This window comes from Chitinophagaceae bacterium C216 (assembly GCA_028485475.2).
Taxonomy (GTDB): Bacteria; Bacteroidota; Bacteroidia; order Chitinophagales; family Chitinophagaceae; genus Niabella; species Niabella composti.
In genome coordinates, this window is sequence record CP144143.1 from 1,187,159 (window position 1) to 1,208,412 (window position 21,254).

Here is a 21,254-nt window from a genome sequence, read left to right on the forward strand (position 1 = left end):
AAATTATTCTTCCTGCATATACATGACACCCGATCAGATCTCTTATCTAGTTTTTTTCATTGTCATCATTATTGCCTTAATATTTGATCTGGGGCTATTCAGCAAAAAAAACACCGTCATTACTATTAGAACAGCATTGTGGCAATCTGTCTTCTGGTTGGTACTGGGTTTGGGGTTTTGTGTTTTTCTGCTTTATGAGGAAGATCAGACGGTTGCCTTGGAGTATCTGAGTGCCTATCTAATGGAGAAAAGCCTCAGTATTGATAATATTTTTGTCTTTATTCTCATTTTTAATTCTTTTAAGGTAAAAGAGATCTATTATGGACGGGTGCTGTTATTTGGTGTGCTGATGGCCATTATTTTCAGAATTATTTTTATAACGCTTGGCGTGGAGTTGGTGAGTCGCTTTCATTGGATATTGTATTTGTTTGGGGCATTCCTACTCTATACAGGTATTAAAATGTTCATCACGGATGAGGAGGAGGAAATGGACCCACACAATCATTCTGCATACAAATGGATGAAAAAAGCATTACCTCTAGTTCCTCATGATGGAGGAGGCCGATATATCATCCGTGAGAATGGTAAAAAGAAATACACCTTACTTTTTGTAGTGGTAATGATGCTTGCCATAATAGACCTGGTTTTTGCAGTGGATTCTATTCCGGCTGTAATGGGAATTTCTACGCATAAAATGGTAGTATATACCTCCAATATTTTTGCTGTATTGGGATTAAGAGCCTTGTTCTTTTTGTTGAAAGGAGCTGCTACACGATTTGATTATCTACAGCAGGGAATTGCTATAGTGCTGGTCTTTATAGGCCTGAAAATGTTAGGGGAACACTGGATTTCTCAATGGTTTACTAAATTTGAGCAGGTGCTGATTTCGCTGGTGGTGATTGTGGTGTGTATTACAGGCAGTATGGTTTATTCCATTTATGATAAACGTAAGCAGGTGCCTGAGAATACCGGAGATAGTAATTAAGTAAGCATGTACGCATTACCCCAAATAGCTAAGCTTTTAAAATTATCCCTACACGATATACCGGATGTGATGATTGATACATTGCTTACCGATAGTCGTAAGCTCGTACATCCCGATTCATCATTGTTTTTTGCCTTAAGTGGTTCGCGACGCGATGGACATGCATTTATACCCGAATTATATAAAAAGGGGGTGCGGTACTTTGTGGTATCGGAGCCGTTCTCTAAAAAAAACTTTCCTAAGGCTGTATTTTTAAAAGTATCGAATGTACTGGAGGCCTTGCAAACTATCGCGGCCTATCATCGGCAGCAGTTTCAATGGGAGGTAATCGGCGTAACAGGAAGCAATGGTAAGACCATTGTAAAGGAATGGCTGTATCAATTATTACAACATCATTATAATATTGTAAGAAGTCCTAAAAGTTATAACTCTCAGATAGGCGTTCCGCTAAGTGTGTGGCAGATGGAACCACATAACAATTTGGCAATCTTTGAGGCTGGTATCAGTTGCCGTGGCGAGATGGAACGACTTTATCGCATTATCAGGCCTACAATAGGGGTCCTTACCAATATCGGTGCAGCGCATAGTGAAGGATTTGAAAGCAATGCAGAAAAATTGGAAGAAAAGCTGGAGTTATTTAAGACAGCAAAAATTATAATTGCTAATGCAGACGATCGTTTGATAAGAGATACGATAGTCAAAAAACAACTGCCTGCGTTTTTCTGGGGAAAACATCGCGATAGTCAATTGCGTATTGCAAGTATAAAAAATGATAAGTCTGATACCACCATACGGTTGCGATACGAAAAGCAGCGTTTCGAAATAACCATTCCTTTTACTGATAATGCTTCTATCGAAAATGCCCTTACTGCCTGTGCCGTGTTGTTGTGCTTGAAAATCGATATTGCGGATATTCAGTCCGGCATGCGCCATTTACAGCCGGTAAATATGCGTTTAGAGTTTAAAAAGGGGATCAACAACTGTATTATCATTAACGATAGTTATAGCGCCGATACAGATTCTCTTTCTATAGCACTCGACTTTTTGCAACAACAATCGCGGGGATTTAATAAAACTGCTATTCTATCCGATTTTCTGCAGACCGGCAAAAATGTGGAAGAGGTTTATTGTACCATTTTAAGTCAGATAGAAAAGCATAAGATAAAAAGATTGATTGGCATTGGTCCACAAATGCAGACTTGGTTGCCCAGGCTTATCGGTGAAAAGAAGTCGTCACTAACTGATTTTTCCACATACGCATCTACGAAGGAGTTTCTTCGTCATATACATACGCTTCATTTCAAGGATGAGGCTATATTGGTAAAAGGAGCGCGTATCTTCGAATTTGAAGAGATTGTAGCCCAACTGGAGCAGAAATTGCATCAAACTATTTTAGAGATAAATCTAAATGCAATTGCTCATAATTTCAGAATATATCAAGAAATATTGAAGCCCACCACTAAGATGATGGTAATGGTAAAAGCATTTGCGTATGGAAGTGGTGGTACGGAAATAGCAAGTCTACTGCAATACCATAAAGCCGATTATCTGGGTGTAGCTTATGCTGATGAAGGTGTTGAACTACGTAAGGCCGGCATCACCTTACCGATAATGGTGCTCAACCCAGAAGAAAGTGCTTTCGACTCTATTACCGAATATAATCTGGAGCCCGATATTTTTTCTTTTACCATGCTGGAAGCGTTCGAGAGGCATGTACAAAAAATTGGTGTAAAAAATTATCCGATACATATTGAGGTGGAAACCGGCATGAACCGTTTAGGTTTTGATACGGCCGATGTTCCCCTTCTGGCACAACGTTTGAAAAATAATCCTTATTTGCATATTCAGTCTGTATTTTCTCATCTGGCAGCGAGCGAGGATAAAGTGGAAGATGCTTTTACGCTGCAGCAGTATGAAAAGCTGATGACTGCATCAGAGACCATAAAGGAGTGGGTGGGTTACTCGTTTCTACGCCATATTGCCAACTCATCGGCCATTGCCCGTTTCCCGAAATTGCAATTGGATATGGTGCGGTTAGGTATAGGCCTATACGGTATCGGCGATAAAAGAATCCGTAAAAAATTACAGCCTGCGTTGACACTGCGTTCTACCATTGCTCAGGTTAAACAGCTGAAAAAAGGCGATACGGTGAGTTATAACCGACGTGGTGTAATTAAGAAAGATACAGTGATCGCTACGGTACGTATCGGTTATGCCGATGGTTATTATCGGCGTTTGGGTAATGGGGTAGGATATATGCTGGTTAAGAATAAAAAGGCTCCCGTAGTAGGTACCGTTTGTATGGATATGGTCATGATTGATATTACTCACATCAAAGGTGTGAAGGAGGGGGATGATGTGATTGTGTTCGGTAATGGACTTCCCCTTGAAGAGCTTGCAGAAAGAATGGATACAATTCCTTATGAAATCATGACGGGCATTTCGCAACGGGTAAAACGTGTATATTGGAGCGAATAAACCGTAAATTTTAACCGAAAAATATAAAAATTAAGGGCATCTTTGCGAGACTATGAAGGTAGGAAAGTTAAGTACGTGTATACTCATAATTATATTGGTGCTAATTGTGGATCAGGCATCTAAGATCTACATTAAAACCCACTTCCCCATAGGCGAAGTTACTCGCATTTTTGGCTGGAGCTGGGCCCGCATTCATTTTATCGAAAATAGCGGTATGGCTTGGGGATGGAAGTTTGGTCATGATGGCGGAAAAATTGCTTTAACGCTATTTAGATTGGCTGCCGTAATTTTCGGTAGTTGGCTACTGGTTAAGTTTGCCCGAGAGAAATATTCAAGAGGTTTCATGATCTGTGTATCGTTGATTTATGCTGGTGCACTGGGAAACCTTATCGACAGCATGTTTTACGGGATGATATTTGATAAAGGGTATCATTACGATCCTGTAATTGGGGATTACGTAGATCAGTATTATTCTGGGGTGGCCACGCTGGGTAGTAAGGGATATTCATCCTTCCTGCGTGGAAGTGTAGTGGATATGTTGTATTTCCCCATTATTAGTACTACCTATCCTGAATGGATTCCATGGCTAGGGGGCAAACACTTCGAATTTTTTAGTCCTATATTTAATGTGGCTGATGTGGCGATCTCTACCGGTGTCATCACCTTACTTGTTTTTCAAAAGAAGTTTTATAGAAAAGCAGGGGAGCTGCAGGAGCCATCTCAACCTGAGACGTACAAAGCTGATATCTCCTGATTAAAACAAGTCTTATCGAAACATACTCCGCGGACCTATGGTGTTTTAAAGGCCGCCATGTAATATTTCGAAGTATGAGGCGGTTAATACATTACATAAAGAGCCGTTGTGCTCATCATAAACTATTCATCACAATTAACTACCAATAAGAATCAGCCTTATTCGGGAGGACAGTTTTCACAGCTTTTTGTCAAGAGAAGAGAAATTATTGCGCTCTGCGCCTTATTTCATTTCTTCTGAAACGTTCATAGATCGCTTTTCCCATGGCTTCGTCCAAGGGAGCACTTTTTTTAAGTGCCGAAATAAAGTAGCTGACTTCCGACTCAGATGCAGGACAGCCAGTGTTGTTCCCCTCGGGTGTCAACGCTGTGGCCAGTACATTTCCGGCGGGATCATAAATAATCCAGAAGGGAATACCTGTTTTACCACCAGAGTGTTTTAGCATAAGCGCTTCTGCACCGGGATTTTCAAGATGTTTTTTGTCTTGTGATTCGAATACGGTCAGATGTTCTATTACATAATTATCCTGAAAAAACTTTCTGCAGGTGGTATCATTCATGGAAGCATCCATTTTTCGGCACCATCCGCACCAAGATGCATGAAAAATTATGAACACATTCTTTTTTTCTGCTTTAGCTTTGCTAAATGTTTCTGATAAAACCGTCTGAGCGGAAGGAGGTGTTTGTTGTGCGTCAGCTTTAATCATTACGGTGCTGATCAATAATAAGAAGAACAGTTTTTTAATCATAGTTGTTATTTATAAAAGCACGCATCTTTTTTACAATGCTTTGGGATACGAATAACAGCAAAAATATTAAGTAAAATGACCAAACTCTCGGTAAATATAAACAAAATCGCTACGCTCAGAAATTCCCGCGGCGGAAACAATCCCAACGTAGTTAAAATGGCTATTGATGCTGAACGCTTTGGAGCGGATGGGATTACGGTGCATCCTCGGCCTGATGAGCGCCATATTCGTTATGCCGATGTACGGGAGCTGAAAAAAGTGCTAACTACTGAATTTAATATCGAAGGCAACTGTCGGGAGCAGAAGTTTATTGATCTAGTCTTGGAGGTGAAGCCTCACCAGGTTACTCTAGTACCGGATGCGTTAAATCAGCTCACTTCCGATCATGGTTGGGATACCATTACACATAAACAATATCTTAGGGATACCATTCGTATTTTTAAAGATGCGGGCATTAGGGTTTCTATTTTTGTAGATCCAGACATTAGAATGGTGGAAGGAGCTGCGGAAACCGGTACCGATAGGATTGAATTGTATACAGAAGGTTATGCCCGGCATTATGCTGCCAATCGCGAGAAAGCTATTGCTCCTTATCTCGAAGCGGCGAAAAAGGCTAAAGCATTAGGGTTGGGACTGAACGCCGGCCATGATTTGGATCTTACGAATCTTCGTTATCTGGCACAGCAAATACCTTGGTTGGATGAGGTGAGCATAGGACATGCATTAATCTGTGATGCATTGTATTATGGATTTGAGAATACCATTCAGCTTTATAAAAGACAGTTAAACGTGTCGGGATCCTAAGATGGAGGAGGCATAGCTGGTTCTGCACGTTTCCTATGTGCTCACAACCTTTGAACCCTAATTATCGTCAAATAAAGGGAGGATAATATATAAGATGCGATACATTTTTGGAGTACTATTGTGTTTGTTTTCATTAGCTGTTCAAGGGCAGAAGATAGAGAGTATTCATTTTCACTTATACACCGACAGCCTAAAAAAAGGAACGCATAATTATATCAATGTGGATGCTAAAATGACTGACGGTAGTTGGCGTCCGCTTACTTCTCGCGATATCCTCTTTAAATCAGACTATGGTACTTTCGAGGGTAATAATTTGATCTTGCCCGAATCGCCTGCTGTAAAAAAAGTGACGGTTACTGCTACACTTCGGTCCGATACCTTGCAAACCAAACAGGTAACTATCTGGATCAAGCAACAACCCGACCCTCCGCTTCCTGTATATGATAAAAATACCGATATGCGTCGTCGTAGGTAATTTTTAGGAGTTATCCTTCAGCATAGCATCTTTTCTCATTTTAGCGGCAAGTTCGGTCCCCAAATATTTATCGATCAGTCCATGTGCCAGATAAATAACCGGCGTCATAACTATTGCCACGATGAATTTATAAATGTAATTGCCCACGCAAATAGCCAGCACCAATCTTAAGCTCCAGGGTTCTCCTTGATCCGTATTAACACGCGGACCTACGTAGAATGCAATAAACAGTACCACAAAGCTGTCTATCAGCTGCGAAACCAGCGTGCTACCAGTAGCTCTCAGCCATATAGCTTTTTCTCCTGTAGCTTTCTTTATGCTGTGAAAAATAAAGACGTCTAGAATCTGACCTACCAAAAATGCCGTAAGCGAACCGATAATAATCCAGGAACCTTGCCCCAGAATAACACGGTAGGCATCGTTGGCATCATTAATATGCTGATTCATGTAGTTGACAGTCCAGAAGTCGGCCGGCTTCAGGCTTATTGCTCCTTGAAACATAATAAATGTGTAAGCAATAAGAGCAGCTGCCAATACCGATAGAAACCGTACTCCCCGCATGCCGTAGTACTCGTTAATAATATCGGTCATGATAAACACTACAGGCCAGAGTAATACACCTGTTGTAAGATTGAAAGAAAAACTGGTGCCCAGAATGTTGATATCAAAAGGCGTAATCCCCAGTGTTTTTTCAAGAGAAAAGATCTTCACTCCGATGACTTCGGCAACAATGGCATTGGCAATAAAAAACCCGCCTAACAGAATATATAGCCGCGTGGCTTTGTCTTTAATGATAGTATGGATCATTGATGTAGAAGGTGAATATTAGAAATATGATGAAAAAAAGAATATTGCAAAGCATTAACCATCGGGGTACGATAATCATGCGTTTGCGATCCCGTAGTGTTATGATGAGATAAAGTACACTGATAAGGGGTAACGCAATTGCGGCAAGTCCATAACCCGCCAATGTCAGTACCTCCAATGATGTATGATTATCATACCATGAACTGCTGCTAAGGCAGAGGGCTATCAACATTACGATTCCGCTAAGAAACGCTACTCTAGACAAAAATAATAGCCAATGCATAGGCGAATTTCGTACAAAATAACATTACTTTGTTTAGTATAAAATTAAGAGAGATAGAATAGTTTTATTTTTAATTTGCGCTTTTGCAGGTTCTGGTTTCGTATATAATAAAATTATTATAATGAATAATAGTTGGCTTAAAAATGCTTTACCTCACGTAGTAGCGATTCTTGTCTTTTTAATAGTATCCGCATTATTCTGCAAGCCCGTAATGGATGGGAAAACCCTTGATCAGCACGATACGGGAGTAATCGGTTGGCGGGGGTCGGCACAAAATGCCTATGAAGTGAAAGAAAAAACAGGCAAGCTCCCGTTATGGAATACAAATGTGTTCAGTGGTATGCCCAATTATCAGATAGCCATGGAGGGGCGGAGTGCTATTCCTGTGGACTTGAATAAAGTAATTGGGTTATGGCTTCCCAAACCGATGAATTTCTTTTTTATCGCCTGCGTGTGTTTTTATATTTTATGTGTTATTCTGCGATTTAATCCGATGGTAGGTATATTCGGAGCGCTAGCTTTTGCCTACTCTACTTATAATCCACTTATTGTAAGTGCCGGCCACGAAACCAAGATGATGGCTATCGCTTACATGCCTTTGCTATTAGGAGGATTGCTACTAATCTTCAATAAAAGGTACTGGATTGGTTTGGCTTTAGCTACGCTCGGTGCTGTTTTTGAGCTCATGGCTAATCACCCGCAAATTGCCTATTACTTTTTCTTGATTGCAGGAGCCGTAACCATTGGTTACATTATTATTTGGATAAAAAATAAAGACTTTAAACATTTTGCAATTTCTGTGGCGCTTAGTGCGGTGGCAGCTCTTGTAGCATTGGGATGTTACTCCCTGGCTTATTTAACCACTACAGAGTATGCAAGATATACTATGCGCGGCGGTAAGAGTGTGGAAATACAGGGCAATGAAGTAAAAGCTACCTCTACTCAAGGTCTGGATACAGACTATGCTATGCAGTACAGCATGAGCAAAGTAGAGCCTATTATTATGCTTATGCCCAAAGCCGTGGGCGGTAGTAGCGGTACTCCATTGAAAGAAGATTCTAAAGTTGTAGAAAAATTGGTAGAGACTGGGGTACCTGAAATGCAGGCTGCGCAGTTTGCATCGCAATTACCTGCCTACTGGGGAGGAATGGTGCCTCCTGATTATTCGGGGGGACCTGCTTATATTGGCGCGATTATTTTTATTCTGGCGATTATTGGGTTTGTGGTGGTAAGAGGTCCTGTAAAATGGACCATTCTAGCAGTAACAATTTTGTCTGTACTGATGAGCTGGGGTAAATATTTTTTGGGCTTTAATCAATTTTTACTGGATCATCTGCCTTTGTATAACAAATTTCGGGCGCCATCTATGGCACTCGTCATTTGCCAGCTTACCCTCCCTTTGATGGCCGTGTTGGCCGTACATACCCTGTTTTTCGCTAAAGATGCCCGACAGCAATTAACATTACAGTTTAAAAATATATTATATACTTTGGGTGGTATTACGGCAGTATTGTTACTGTTGTATATCGGACAAAGCTATGGTTCGGGCTTTGACCAGCAGATTATGCAAATGCAACTTGATCCCAACGGTGGGGACCGGCTCAATAGAGCTATTGTGGCGGGCTTAAAGGCCGATAGACAAAGTATGTTTGGTGGTCAGGTATTAAGAAGCGTGGTGTTTATGGCCATTGTATTGGGTGTAATATTCGCTTGTATGAAAAATTGGTTGCGTCCGGTTGTGGGGGTGGCCTTACTGGCTGTAGTAACACTTTTGGATTTGTGGGTAATTGACAAGCAATATTTCAGCGATGATCATTACGTATATAAAGATGATGTACAGGTTCAAGTAACGCCCACTGCCATTGATCAGGAAATCTTAAAAGATAAAGATCCTCATTACCGAGTATATGATGTAGCAGGAATGAATAGTAACAGAGTTTCGTATTTCCATCGTTCTGCACTAGGCTATCATCCGGCTAAGCTCAGATTATATCAAGATGTGATAGAAAGATATTTCTCCGGAACACCTAATGAACAGCTTTTAAACGCTCTGGATGTCCGCTATATCATTAGTCGCGATCAGCAGGGACAAGAAGTATTAATTCCCAATTCAAACGCTTATGGAGCAGCATGGTTTGTCAAAGCAATAAAAACAGTTTCCGACGATGTGGAAGAGTTACAGGCTATTGGCATCACCAATCTGAAAGATACCGCAGTGGTGCAGCAAAAGAATATTCCTGCAGGATTACAAATATCAGCGGATAGTACAGCCACAGTGAAGCTTGTAAAATACACTAATGATGAAATAGAATACGAAGCCGAATCTGCAACTGGAGGATTGATTGTATTGAGCGAAGTATATTATCCTGCCGGTTGGAATGCTTATATAAATGGAAAGCCAGCTGATATTATACGTACGAATTATGTTTTAAGAGGATTGGTAGTACCTCAAGGGAAACATCAAATTAAGCTGGTATTTGAGCCGACTTCATTCAAGAAGGGGGATAATATTTCCTATCTAAGTTCTTGGCTGTTGATCATCATTGTGCTGGGTGGGTGCTTCTTGCAATGGAAAACCGATAAAAAGCATCCTAAGGCCGATGTAACCATTGGCGAATAATCATCGCAATTAATTTATTGGATCACTTTAAGTCCGTCGTTGGCATTGATAAAAATTGCTTCAATAATTCCCTACAAAATTTTGCCACCGGTAAAGGGTGGGGAAAAGGCGATCTTTTATTTCTGGAAATACTTTTCCAAACACGCCGAACTGCATGTCATCTCCGTGAAGGAAAATGTGGAGCGCGACAGTTTTATGCCGATTGCTCCAATATTGACTTCTACACACAATAAATGGCGCTATGTAAATCCGGCATTGTATTTTAAAGTGAAAAAATATTGTAGGCGACATGGAGTGAATGCTGTTGTAATGGAACATCCCTATTACGCCTGGTTGGGTTACTTATTGCAGCGGTTTGCTGGTATAAAGTGGATCATACGCTCACACAATATCGAAGCTATCCGTTTTAAAACCATAGGTAAATGGTGGTGGCGTATTTTACATAAGTATGAAAAGTTTGCTCATGGTTATGCCGATTATAGTTTTTTTATTACAGAAGAGGATCGGCAATATGCCATAGCTCATTATGAAGTAAATCCATCTAAAACAGCGGTCATTACTTACGGAATAGAGAATAACATGGCTCCCTCTTTAGAAGAAAAAGCTCAGATGCATCAGACAGTATGTGAGGAGCTAGGACTACCACCTCACACTCGATTGATTTTATTTAATGGCTCGCTGAGCTACGGTCCTAATAGAACGGGATTGGAGGCTATACTCCATCGTATTAACCCTTTATTGCAACATAAAATTCAGGATCCTTATAAGATTATTATTTGTGGCTCGGGATTGCCTGCCGAATATGATGAGTTGCGTACATATGCCAAGCAGCATATCCTTTACAAAGGATTTGTAGAAGATATTCATAAGTATTTTAAAGCAGCAGATGTATTCATCAACCCAATAACCGAAGGGGGAGGTATTAAAACCAAGCTGGTAGAGGCTTTGGCAGCTAATACTCCTTGTGTTTCGTTTGAAACCGGAGCTTGGGGTGTACCTGTTGCCGTAACAGACAATCATTTATCAGTAGTTGCTGATGGGAATTATGAGCAGTTTGTTGATGCGATAATCAATAAGTTGCAAAGTAAAAGTGAAAATATTCCTTCTCTTTTTTTTGAACATTTTTATTGGGGAGCCGTAGTGCATAAAGCTGCTGATATTCTAAAGCGGTTATAGCACGTTTATATTTGTGTGATACTATACCACAAATCTTGACTAGTTTTTTCCCATTCGAATAGGACACTTCGATCCAAACCTTTTTGCTGTAGATTTTGGTATAATGTGTTGTCAGTAGCAAGCTGTATCATCGCCTTTTTTATGGAGTGTACATCCAGTGGGTCTACAAGTAGGGCCGCATCTCCAGCCACTTCGGGCATAGAGGAGGTATTGCTACATATAACGGGAATACCCGCTCGAAATGCCTCTACAATGGGTAGGCCAAAACCCTCAAACAAAGGCACAAATGCTAAGGCATATGCGCTTCCTAACAATGCAGCTAGTTCATCGTCGTTTACCCTGCCCGGAAATATAATATCCTCTTTAAAAATAAGTTGTTGATATACCTGTTTTATTTCATCGGCTTCCCACAGAATATTGCCTGCCAGCATCAGTTGCAATGGACTTCCGGTGGCTTGTTTGAATAAATCAAATGCCTGCATGAGTCGCAGAATATTTTTGCGTGCATGCATCGAGCCTACAAAGAAGAAGTAAGGTTGCCCTTTAGCATATTGTTGTCGGGTGGATGTAATCCTATCTGTAGATAGAGGTTGGAAAATTTTTTTCGCACCTAACGTGATAACATCGATTTTGGTTCGATCTACATTATAGGTGGTAATAATATCATTCTTTGTGTACTTTGATACTGCCACTATTTTATCAGCTTTATGAGCAAATTTTTTAAAGAAATAGCGGTAGTATAGCCGATTGCGTAGAGGGAGCGTTTCAGGGTAATGCTCAAAGTTTAGATCGTGAATAAGGGCGATTTGTTTACCAGAATAACTTAAACTAATCATGCCATCCATTCCCACAAAAACATTCGGCTGATGTTTATTTAAAAAACGAGTAAGTGTCCATTCCATATGGAGGATATACAGTAACGGATGTCGATAAGGAGGGAAAATACGATGAATGGATACGTTAGGGAAGCTAAAATAGTCCTCCGTAAAGTTTTTATCACACAGCATCATGAAATGCGTTTCTGGATGCTGTTGAATCATCGGTCGCATGCTTTCAATAATGACATTGCCTATGCCATCAATGTTCTTGTTACGCAGTGTCCAGCAGTTAACGGCTATTGTCATTATTGTTGCTTTATGTGGTTCTTATTAAAAATATAATGTAATAACATTAAAAATTTGGATATGGGTCCGAATTTGAGCAGTGAATAAGGAATTTTGCGTTGAAAGTTTATCATCTTTGTCAGTATCGGGTGAGGTGTATTATGGGGTGCGTATTTCGTAAGAAAATCATTGGTAGTAATGCGAAAATTACGGATAAAGCGCCAGTAATAATCGTATACAAAAACGTTCTTCAAGTGCTCAACGCCCATTTTTTCAAGAAAGTACAAATGTTCTGGCACTTCCACTTCGGGATGCATCTTTACCTGGGCCGTCACTTGCGAGTCGCTCATGCCTATGTTTACCAATACCTGATTGATGTAATGAAAACGCGAGTGACGTAGTTCTCTGATGTAAAATTCGATATCCACCATCCATTTGAGGCGTTCATCGTAAAAATGTCTGTGATTGGGATGTAGGGTCGTACTCGGATGACCAATAATATTTTTTGATACGATGGATTCGGGCTTTTTTCTCAGTTGATTGAGCCTTATTTTATCAGCAAAACAAATGCTCTGTCTGCCTGTGTCTTCATATACATTGCAATAAGCAGAAAAAATAAAGGCTCCATCATTGTTTTGGGCAGCTTCAGCAAACTGCTGTAAAGCATTGGGAGAGGCAAACCAATCATCGTCGTGCATCAACTTAATCCACATTCCTTTTGCTAACTTTATAGCAACGTTCCAATTGGCAGGAGTGCCTAATGGAGTGGGATTTTTATAGTAGTGCAGTGGGATACGGTCTTTATATTGCTCACAAAGATGCTTTACGGTTTCATCAGGACTGTCGTCTGTAACAATTACTTCATAGTCCCGATAGGTTTGTTCTACTATCGAGTCTAATAACCTCTGTAAATACTGAGGTCGTTGATACGCGGGTATGCAAATGGAAATAAAAGGTATCATCATCTATTTATTTTTCATTGCTCTCGCATGGATTTTATAAATTGGCAAATTAATTTGTTTTGTAGCACAATGGAAAAAATTTTTGGCGTTGTAATACTGTATCATCCCGATTTTCAAATAAAGGATAACATTGCCAGCTATTTACCTTTTATAGAAAAATTGCTGGTAATTGATAATAGTGAGCCTGCTGCAAAGATATCATTTGATTTTCCTGAAGATAAGGTTATAATAATTGCTGACGGAGAAAATAAGGGTATTGCTGCTCGTCTCAATCAGGCGGCTAGTTACGCAGTAGCCGAGGGGGCAACATGGTTGCTAACTATGGATCAGGATTCATTTTTTGACGAAGACAATATTAATCGTTATCGGCAATGTTTTGATGCTTATGAAGGGAAGGATAAAGTAGCGATGTTTGGCGTAGAATATGAGCAGCGACCACAGGCAATCCATTGCGAGTACTTTGAAACAGATATGCTGATTACATCAGGGAGCTTGGTGAATTTGGGTTTGCTCAAGAAATTGGGAGGCTTCGATGAAGCTTTGTTTATTGATGAAGTAGACTCGGAATATTGCTTTAGAGCAAATTCGAAAGGATTTAAAACTGTTAAATTAAGCAATGTTTATTTACATCATTCCTTAGGTATAGCAGGAGCATATCGTTCTTTAAAAAATTTTAAAAAGAGCGTGCGTACATTGCATGCTCCTATTAGAATTTATTATATGGTGCGCAACTCACTATATGTTGCAGAGAAATACAAGCATAACCTGCCCGCTTCCTTTCCCTTACGACGCAAAACAGTTTTGAATAGGATTAAAAACAATTTGCTGTATGGTAAAGAAAAAACGAAATTGCTTCGGTATATATGGCTGGCTTATCGACATTACAAATCAGGTAAGATGGGAAAACTGATGTTGTAAATATTAAACCTGCGCTTTCCGAATATACAACGCCACCGAATCGCTTTCTCCTGCCTGATTATATTGATCAATTTCTTGTTGAAAACGCTGTAGGTCTTCCTGGGTGAAGATGCTGTTTTGAGGATTTTGAATATAGCTCCTATCGTCGTTTACATTACTGATATCTCTTGAATATTGCTCGCTCCCTAATATGGAAAACGGATCTGCGTCAAAAACAGTTTTATAAATGCTAAGATTATTTTGCTGAATAAGATGCGTAATGCTTTTTAGGCTGTGTATATAGAAGTGGCGAGGAGGATCCAACGAAACCACGTTGATTCCGTATTTTTCCATAAGAGGTTTACTTACGATGGGAATCCTAATTAAGAGTCTTCCTTTTTCGCTGAGTAGGGAAGCGGCTTTGCCGATGACTTCGTTCTGATGGTCCATATGTTCTAGGCTGTGATGCATCATAATCACATCAAACTGGCCTTGAATGTCAAATATATCTTTCTTAAGCAACCGCAACTGTGGATTGTATATCACATCCTTATCCATAAATGGATCGATGCCGGTAAGATCATTAAAGCCCAAGCGGTAAATACGTTTTAACAGCTGGCCGTTGCCACATCCAACATCCAAAATGCTTTCATTTTTGTTCGATAGCTGTAGTTCCTTCAGCCATGTGTAAAATTTGGAAGCCTTGAATTTTAGTGCCAGCAAACCTCCCAGCAGTCGATGTTTACCAAAACTGTGATATTCGAAATGTATCCGTCTTATGAAGCTGCGCTTTACGGGTACATCAGCTGCAGTGTAGGAATAATAGTTCGAGGGGTAGTATTTTTCAATATTAGCAGGAATCTTAGCTATTTGAATACAACCACAATTGCCACATTCGAAATAGTCAAAGTTATCTCTAAATCCGAACATCATTTCTCGTAGCTTCAATTGTTTGAAATCTCCTTCCTGTAAACAGATGCGGCACTTCATACATATTACTTTAGGTGAATGTATTGGGCTGATTAGCCGATTGTAAATTTAGGAAGCTGTGCGGAATAAAGAAGCCTTTCCGGAAAGAAGTACTGATGAATCAGGAAAAACCCGTATTTATTTAGAAATAGTATTGAGAAAAAGCTCAAGACCTTTTCTTTTTTCGGCGTCCAGTTCGTAACTCAAATCCTGAGAATAATATTTCTTTAAATCATATACTCCGTTATTATGTGCTTGGGCAATCTCGTCTATATGCAGTAATCCGTAACTATTGGCTTCATCAAACTCTTGAATAAAGGCTTCCGGTAAAGGACGTGAGCTAACCCAGGCCGCAAAAACGAAAGGCAATCCGGTTGCGGCTTTCCATTCTCCGGCCAAGTCATAAATATATTGGGCCTGGCTTCGGTATTTCAGCGCTCTGTCGCCTATGATGAGGGCTGCTGTATTACCCCTTATTTGCTGAATATAATCTTCATTTTGGGCCTCTACGTACTTCGGATTGATCTTCCAGTAATGTTGTACCAGCCATTGCAACAATTTTACCGAAGAGCGGCTTTGGTAGTCCAAATAGATAGTTTCGACCTGCTGCACAGGCACCTCGCTGAACAGCGCTACGGAAGCGACATCTCCTACCGAACCAATGCAATAGTTACCGCAGATGTAGCTCTGAGGCAACTCCGGAATAATTGCCACAGGCACCAAACCTACATCTATGTTCCCTTTTTGGAGCATGTCGGCTAGCAAAGCTGGATATTCTTCTATCAGCGTTATTTTATCTTTGATGGGTAGGCGTTGTAAGCCATATATAAGGGGACGGGAGTTTAAATAACTTACAATACCAACTCTTATCTTTTCTTCCACGGCGAATGCTTATTTTTGCGCGGCAAAGATAGGTTACTATTGTTAATAGCTTTGGGATATGGCTGCCAAATTGCTGCTAAGACGGAGTGATGCGGAAAAGCTAACGTTCTATTAACATTCATAAGAAAAAGGGAGTTCCATCCTTAAAAAGAGGGGGCCTATTATTTTTGCCATAAGAACATATTATGTACATTCGAAGGAATTGCATCCTGCACGTATAGGGTGCTTTGATGCGGTTCCCCTAAAATAATTACCGGTAAAGTATGATGTCATTAACAGCCATTTCGCCGATTGACGGTCGTTATAGTAAGCAGATTGAGAATCTGAAGGAATATTTTAGTGAGTATGCCCTTATTAAGTACAGAGTAATTGTAGAAATAGAATATCTTTTTCTGCTGGCAGATAAGAAGTTTCTGAAACTTACACCTGCCGCCAAAAGGCATCTGCGGGATGTGATGGAGAACTTCAGTGTGGAAAATGCAGAAGCTATTAAAGAAATAGAAAAAGTTACTAATCACGACGTAAAAGCTGTTGAATACTTCCTCAAAAAAGAACTGGATAAAACAGATTGCAAGGATGCCAAGGAGTGGGTGCATTTTGGTCTTACTTCACAAGACATCAATAATACTGCCATTCCGCTGCTTTGGAAAAACAGCATGGAATATGAATTGCTTCCGGCTTATGCTAACCTAAAAAATCATCTACATAAGCTGGCTAAGCAGTGGCGCGATGTGCCGATGTTGGCTAAAACTCATGGTCAGCCGGCCTCCCCCACCAGATTGGGTAAAGAAATCATGGTTTTTGTAGAAAGAATGGAAAATCAGATTCTGCAAATGTCTCACATACCCGTGTGTGCAAAATTCGGAGGTGCCACTGGAAATTTCAATGCCCACCATGTAGCTTATCCCAAAACCGACTGGATTAAGTTCGGAAATCATTTTGTAGAAAAAATACTGGGACTGCAAAGATTGCAGTTTACCACTCAGATTGAACATTACGATAATTTGGCGGCACATTTCGACGCTATTAAGCGCATTAATAATATTCTTATAGATTTTTGTAGAGACATGTGGACCTACATCAGCATGGAGTACTTTAAACAAAAAATCAAAGCCGGTGAAGTAGGTTCATCCGCCATGCCTCATAAAGTGAATCCTATCGATTTCGAAAATGCAGAGGGCAATTTGGGTATAGCGAATTCGCTGTTAGAACATTTATCTGCCAAGTTGCCTATCAGTCGTTTGCAACGCGACTTAACAGATAGTACTGTTTTGAGAAATATTGGGGTGCCTATAGCACATACCATCATTGCTGTGAAAAGCATTGAACGCGGGTTGAACAAATTAGTATTGAATGAAGCCGCACTGAACGAAGACTTGAATAATAACTGGGCGGTAGTGGCAGAGGCAATACAAACCATCTTGCGCAGGGAGCAGTATCCCAATCCTTACGAAGCTTTAAAGGAACTGACAAGAGGTAAGTACGGCATTACTAAAAAGGCCCTACACAAATTCATTAGTTCGCTGAAAATACCTGCAGCTGTTAAGGAGGAGCTAAAAAAGATAACGCCTCATAATTACACAGGGGTAGTTGCCAAGTATTAGTTGAGCATCTGAAATGTAGCTTTTTAGGGTCTCGTGTAGAGGGGCTAACCTCATGCAAAATCCTTCCTAATATATTGGAATAATTAAATAATAAAATATCCTGAGTACAGGCCATAATGAGCTTTAGAATGTCTGTACTCAGGATTTTGTATTTTCCTATTATTGAAATTTTCTAAAAGTTAGGACCGGTTTTATGTATTTCACTTGAAAAGTGAAACTCAATGTCCGGATTATTGGTGATTTCGGTATTCAAGAACCATTCGCTTTGTGCCAGATACACCAACGCTCCATCTTTATCTTCTGCAACATTGGCTTGTTTAAACTTAGTAAAGTCATCCAGTTTTTTAGGATCTTTACTTGTAATCCAACAGGCTTTATAGAAGGGGAGCGCTCTGAACTCTACAGAAGCTCCATATTCATGCAGCAAACGGTATTGAATCACCTCAAATTGTAGTTCTCCTACACATCCAATGATTTTCTTAGTACCTCCAAACTGGGTAAATAACTGTGCCACACCCTCGTCCGTAAGTTGTAGCAACCCTCTTTCCAGCTGTTTAGTTTTTAGCGGGTCCTTATTCACCACTTCCTTAAAGATTTCCGGAGAGAACGAAGGAATACCGGTGAAGTAGAACTCTTCTCCTTCCGTTAGGGTGTCACCGATTTTAAAGTTGCCGGTATCAAACAAACCCACCACGTCTCCTGCATAGGCGTCTTCAATCACACTTTTATCACGTGCCATGAAAGAGTAGGGGTTGCTGAAGCGCAACTTTTTATTCAGTCTTACATGATGAAAATATTTGTTACGCTCAAACTTTCCACTGCAAACCCTAAAAAAGGCGATACGGTCGCGATGCTTGGGGTCTAGATTAGCATGTATTTTGAATACAAACCCACTTAGCTTAGATTCTTCTGCATCCACTCTGCGAGCTGTGGTATCACGGCCTTGCGGTGGCGGTGCAATGGTTATGAAAGTGTCCAATAGCTCTTTTACTCCAAAATTGTTGATGGCGCTTCCAAAGAATACAGGAGATACCTTTCCTTTTAAATAATCATCTACATTCAATGGGCCGTTCACACCATCTACCAGTTCTACGTCTTCTCGGAGTATTGCCGCATCTCTATCGCCCAGTTTTTCATCCAAAATAGGATCATTGATATCTGTGGTGGCAATAACATCCTCCTCATCAGCCTTGGTATTAGGGGCAAAAAGCCGCAGACTTTTATCATGAATATTGTACACACCCTTGAAATCCTTACCACTGTTAATGGGCCAGGTCATAGGATGCAATTGTATTTTCAATTCTTTTTCAATTTCCTCCAGTAGGTCGAATCGGTTTTTACCATCTCGGTCCAGTTTGTTGATGAACACGATTACAGGAGTATCGCGCATCCGGCATACTTCCATAAGGCGGCGTGTCTGCTCTTCCACACCATTCACACTGTCGACTACTAAAATTACACTGTCTACAGCAGTTAGGGTGCGGTAGGTATCTTCTGCAAAGTCTTTGTGTCCCGGTGTATCTAAGAGGTTGATTAAAATGTTTTGGTACTCAAAGGTCATTACCGAGGTAGCAACGGAAATACCACGTTGCCGCTCGATTTCCATAAAATCGGAGGTGGCAGACTTTTTTATTTTGTTGCTTTTTACGGCCCCGGCAACCTGTATGGCGCCACCAAAAAGCAGAAATTTTTCCGTGAGGGTGGTTTTTCCCGCATCAGGGTGGCTGATAATGGCGAATGTACGCCTTCTCATTATCTCGTCGTGAAACTTCATTGTATATCTTTCTTAAAAGGCTGCGAAGATATTACGATTTTGCGATTTAATTCTGGACATCATGTTCTGTCATCAAATTGGATTCATATTTTAAAATATATGCAAATGGGAGGTATTTATATAAAACATTATGTATGAAGCGGTCGCAAATGCAAAAAGACTGGCTATTTATATGATATAAGTGGGATCCATCTCTTAATGATTCTATACATCAGCTTATGTGCTCTATAATAGCCTTTCCTGCGCATTAAAAAAAGAAGCTGTCTCAAACTTTGAGACAGCTTCAATATAAACTGGATTTATCAATTAATTATTCAACGATGCGGGCTTTTACCACTGTAGAAGCACTCGATTTTCCATCAATATCAATTTGGAGGATTCGCACCCAAACGTTCTTTGGAGTGTTAGTAGGTACATAATCTGCTTGTTTACTACAAGAGTAAAGGGTTACTACGCTGATGATGAGTAATGATACAGTAGCCAAAACGCCCCATTTTTTCTTATTTCTGTAGAACATACCGCCTAACAGCAGCAATACCCCTAATCCAGCTACGGAACTTAGAGCAATGATTCCGCTTAGCTCAGTACTAAAGTTGTAGCTCAGAGGAGTGCTAGAATTTCCGTTAAGTGCTTTGGTGTCTGCAACTCCAATAGACTTGAAGGTTTTTCCATCGGTAGATGCCTGAATTTCAAATCTTTTGTTGTTTTCTTCGGTTACGGTCTGCCATAATACATTTAATTTACCATTAGTGATGTAGGCGTCGAGTGGACCAAATGTAACCGGCAGTGCACAGGATGGATCAATATTTACTTTAATTTCAGTAGGCTCCGAAAGAGAGTTCACACAATCGCTGTATCTCGTGCGTACATAATAGGATTTGCTTTGGGTTCCCGAATTAACGGCCAAGGTGCTGGACTGTTGGCCTAAATCCACTTTGATTGGAGCTGCATCATCCGCATTTGAGTCATACCACAGAATATCTACAGGTGTATTGGTTGCGGTATACTCAGCCGTTAAGTTAACATCTGTATTGGCACATACTGTTACTTCCTCTCCGTTTACAGAGGCAGGTTTACCGGTTTTAGCAGTCACTTCGAATATGCGAGCAGTTTTAAACAGAGAGAATCCTAAACTTACATATTCAATTTTAATAGAGCGGATGTGAGGAATTCCTGTTACAGGAACTCTTACAATAGCACGGCCTTGGCCTAGGTTAATGATAAAGCCAATACCTAAGATGTTCTGCCTAGTTCCTGCTGAACCGCTGGCATTAGTTTCGGTATAGGGGGTAATATAAATACCTCCAATACTTCCCCAGTCTACTATATTTACGCCATCAACTTGAAGATCTATTTCAACGACATCGCCAGGATTCATGTTTCTGTCAAAGGTCACATTCAACACAGCCAAACCAGTAACAAGATTATTGGTTAATGTGGCTGCTGTATTGTGATTGCCATCGATGGCCTGCTGGGGGCTAGCGGCACTTGAAAGAAAGGAGGCTGTCCCGGTATTATTGGCCGAAGCGCCAATGACACATTGTGCAGAAACTTTTACTGACAAGAAACTAAATAATAGGAGTCCGATAAGAACAAGCACACTTGTCCTTAGAGATAGGTTAAGGTGTCTCATAGGGTTTTGTTTAAAATGATTAAAAACGGATTAATGGACAAAGGTATAAGCAGTTGTTTAATAAAAAATGGTAAAAAAAGTTAAATGATTATATTTTGTAAGAAAAATTTCTTTAAAAAGCTTATTACTAGACTATTACATCCTGCATAATGAGTGCAGTTTGATATGGAGCATGTATAAGGGTATAGCTGGGATTAGACTAAAACATGGATTCCATCGCTTGATAGAACCCAAATGGATTCAATATTTCATTTAACACTCTTGTTTTTCTAAATATATGCGCGAGTGGATTACCAGATG

General features: G+C 40.2%; 18 protein-coding genes. 9 read left to right on the plus strand and 9 right to left on the minus strand.

The genetic code is table 11. The annotated features are described in order from the left end of the window. Positions 1–22 precede the first annotated feature (22 nt). From PIECOFPK_RS04900 to PIECOFPK_RS04910, 3 genes are read left to right on the plus strand one after another with little or no spacing between them, the layout of a single operon-like run. Positions 23–985: a TerC/Alx family metal homeostasis membrane protein gene (locus tag PIECOFPK_RS04900; RefSeq protein ID WP_409966646.1), complete on the plus strand. Its 963-nt coding sequence runs from the start codon at positions 23–25 to the stop codon at positions 983–985. A 6-nt stretch (positions 986–991) separates the two neighbouring features. Continuing rightward, on the plus strand, positions 992–3,463 hold the full coding sequence (locus tag PIECOFPK_RS04905) for a bifunctional UDP-N-acetylmuramoyl-tripeptide:D-alanyl-D-alanine ligase/alanine racemase (protein ID WP_409966647.1): 2,472 nt from the start codon (positions 992–994) through the stop codon (positions 3,461–3,463). 52 nt (positions 3,464–3,515) lie between these two features. After that, positions 3,516–4,217, plus strand: a complete 702-nt coding sequence (locus PIECOFPK_RS04910; RefSeq protein ID WP_409966648.1) for a lipoprotein signal peptidase — start codon at positions 3,516–3,518, stop codon at positions 4,215–4,217. Positions 4,218–4,422: 205 nt separating this feature from the next. Here the strand turns inward: PIECOFPK_RS04910 and PIECOFPK_RS04915 are convergent, their stop codons facing one another. Further along, on the minus strand, positions 4,423–4,965 hold the full coding sequence (locus PIECOFPK_RS04915) for a thioredoxin family protein (protein ID WP_330973297.1): 543 nt from the start codon (positions 4,963–4,965) through the stop codon (positions 4,423–4,425). 75 nt (positions 4,966–5,040) lie between these two features. On the opposite strand from PIECOFPK_RS04915, the gene PIECOFPK_RS04920 reads away from it, so the two are divergent. Together PIECOFPK_RS04920 and PIECOFPK_RS04925 are read left to right on the plus strand one after the other, a co-directional pair. After that, positions 5,041–5,769: a pyridoxine 5'-phosphate synthase gene (locus PIECOFPK_RS04920; protein WP_330973298.1), complete on the plus strand. Its 729-nt coding sequence runs from the start codon at positions 5,041–5,043 to the stop codon at positions 5,767–5,769. A 94-nt stretch (positions 5,770–5,863) separates the two neighbouring features. Further along, a complete protein-coding gene (locus tag PIECOFPK_RS04925; protein WP_330973299.1) occupies positions 5,864–6,244 on the plus strand; it encodes a hypothetical protein in 381 nt (126 codons plus the stop codon). A gap of 3 nt (positions 6,245–6,247) precedes the next feature. Here the strand turns inward: PIECOFPK_RS04925 and PIECOFPK_RS04930 are convergent, their stop codons facing one another. Continuing rightward, positions 6,248–7,051, minus strand: a complete 804-nt coding sequence (locus tag PIECOFPK_RS04930) for a queuosine precursor transporter (RefSeq protein WP_330973300.1) — start codon at positions 7,049–7,051, stop codon at positions 6,248–6,250. Continuing rightward, positions 7,032–7,334, minus strand: a complete 303-nt coding sequence (locus PIECOFPK_RS04935) for a hypothetical protein (RefSeq protein WP_330973301.1) — start codon at positions 7,332–7,334, stop codon at positions 7,032–7,034. Before PIECOFPK_RS04935 ends, PIECOFPK_RS04930 begins: the two co-directional genes overlap by 20 nt. A gap of 121 nt (positions 7,335–7,455) precedes the next feature. Here PIECOFPK_RS04935 and PIECOFPK_RS04940 point away from each other — a divergent pair, with 121 nt between their 5' ends. Beyond that, positions 7,456–9,954, plus strand: a complete 2,499-nt coding sequence (locus PIECOFPK_RS04940; protein ID WP_330973302.1) for a YfhO family protein — start codon at positions 7,456–7,458, stop codon at positions 9,952–9,954. An 81-nt stretch (positions 9,955–10,035) separates the two neighbouring features. Continuing rightward, the gene (locus PIECOFPK_RS04945; RefSeq protein ID WP_409966649.1) at positions 10,036–11,130 is read left to right on the plus strand and encodes a glycosyltransferase family 4 protein; all 1,095 of its coding nucleotides are present in this window, start codon (positions 10,036–10,038) and stop codon (positions 11,128–11,130) included. A gap of 5 nt (positions 11,131–11,135) precedes the next feature. Here PIECOFPK_RS04945 and PIECOFPK_RS04950 read toward each other — a convergent pair whose 3' ends face one another. Both PIECOFPK_RS04950 and PIECOFPK_RS04955 read right to left on the minus strand, forming a co-directional pair. Next, positions 11,136–12,254, minus strand: coding sequence for a glycosyltransferase family 4 protein (locus tag PIECOFPK_RS04950; protein WP_409966650.1), 1,119 nt, complete (start codon positions 12,252–12,254; stop codon positions 11,136–11,138). Then, positions 12,254–13,198 carry a glycosyltransferase family 2 protein gene (locus PIECOFPK_RS04955; RefSeq protein WP_330973305.1) on the minus strand — a complete coding sequence of 315 codons (945 nt, stop codon included), beginning with the start codon at positions 13,196–13,198 and terminating at the stop codon, positions 12,254–12,256. Before PIECOFPK_RS04955 ends, PIECOFPK_RS04950 begins: the two co-directional genes overlap by 1 nt. A 66-nt stretch (positions 13,199–13,264) precedes the next feature. Between PIECOFPK_RS04955 and PIECOFPK_RS04960 the strand changes: the two genes are divergently transcribed. After that, positions 13,265–14,113: a glycosyltransferase family 2 protein gene (locus tag PIECOFPK_RS04960; RefSeq protein WP_409966651.1), complete on the plus strand. Its 849-nt coding sequence runs from the start codon at positions 13,265–13,267 to the stop codon at positions 14,111–14,113. Between the two features lie 3 nt (positions 14,114–14,116). Here the strand turns inward: PIECOFPK_RS04960 and PIECOFPK_RS04965 are convergent, their stop codons facing one another. Beyond that, the gene (locus PIECOFPK_RS04965; RefSeq protein WP_330973307.1) at positions 14,117–15,082 is read right to left on the minus strand and encodes a class I SAM-dependent methyltransferase; all 966 of its coding nucleotides are present in this window, start codon (positions 15,080–15,082) and stop codon (positions 14,117–14,119) included. Between the two features lie 117 nt (positions 15,083–15,199). Continuing rightward, positions 15,200–15,943 carry a menaquinone biosynthetic enzyme MqnA/MqnD family protein gene (locus PIECOFPK_RS04970; RefSeq protein ID WP_330973308.1) on the minus strand — a complete coding sequence of 248 codons (744 nt, stop codon included), beginning with the start codon at positions 15,941–15,943 and terminating at the stop codon, positions 15,200–15,202. A 266-nt stretch (positions 15,944–16,209) separates the two neighbouring features. Between PIECOFPK_RS04970 and purB the strand changes: the two genes are divergently transcribed. Further along, entirely contained in the window at positions 16,210–17,547 is a 1,338-nt protein-coding gene (gene purB, locus PIECOFPK_RS04975; protein WP_409966811.1) for an adenylosuccinate lyase, read from the plus strand. 172 nt (positions 17,548–17,719) lie between these two features. Here the strand turns inward: purB and PIECOFPK_RS04980 are convergent, their stop codons facing one another. Together PIECOFPK_RS04980 and PIECOFPK_RS04985 are read right to left on the minus strand one after the other, a co-directional pair. Continuing rightward, complete coding sequence (locus tag PIECOFPK_RS04980) at positions 17,720–19,321, minus strand: peptide chain release factor 3 (RefSeq protein WP_409966652.1); 1,602 nt, start codon at positions 19,319–19,321, stop codon at positions 17,720–17,722. Positions 19,322–19,631: 310 nt separating this feature from the next. Next, complete coding sequence (locus PIECOFPK_RS04985) at positions 19,632–20,954, minus strand: hypothetical protein (protein ID WP_409966653.1); 1,323 nt, start codon at positions 20,952–20,954, stop codon at positions 19,632–19,634. Between the last annotated feature and the right edge of the window lie 300 nt (positions 20,955–21,254).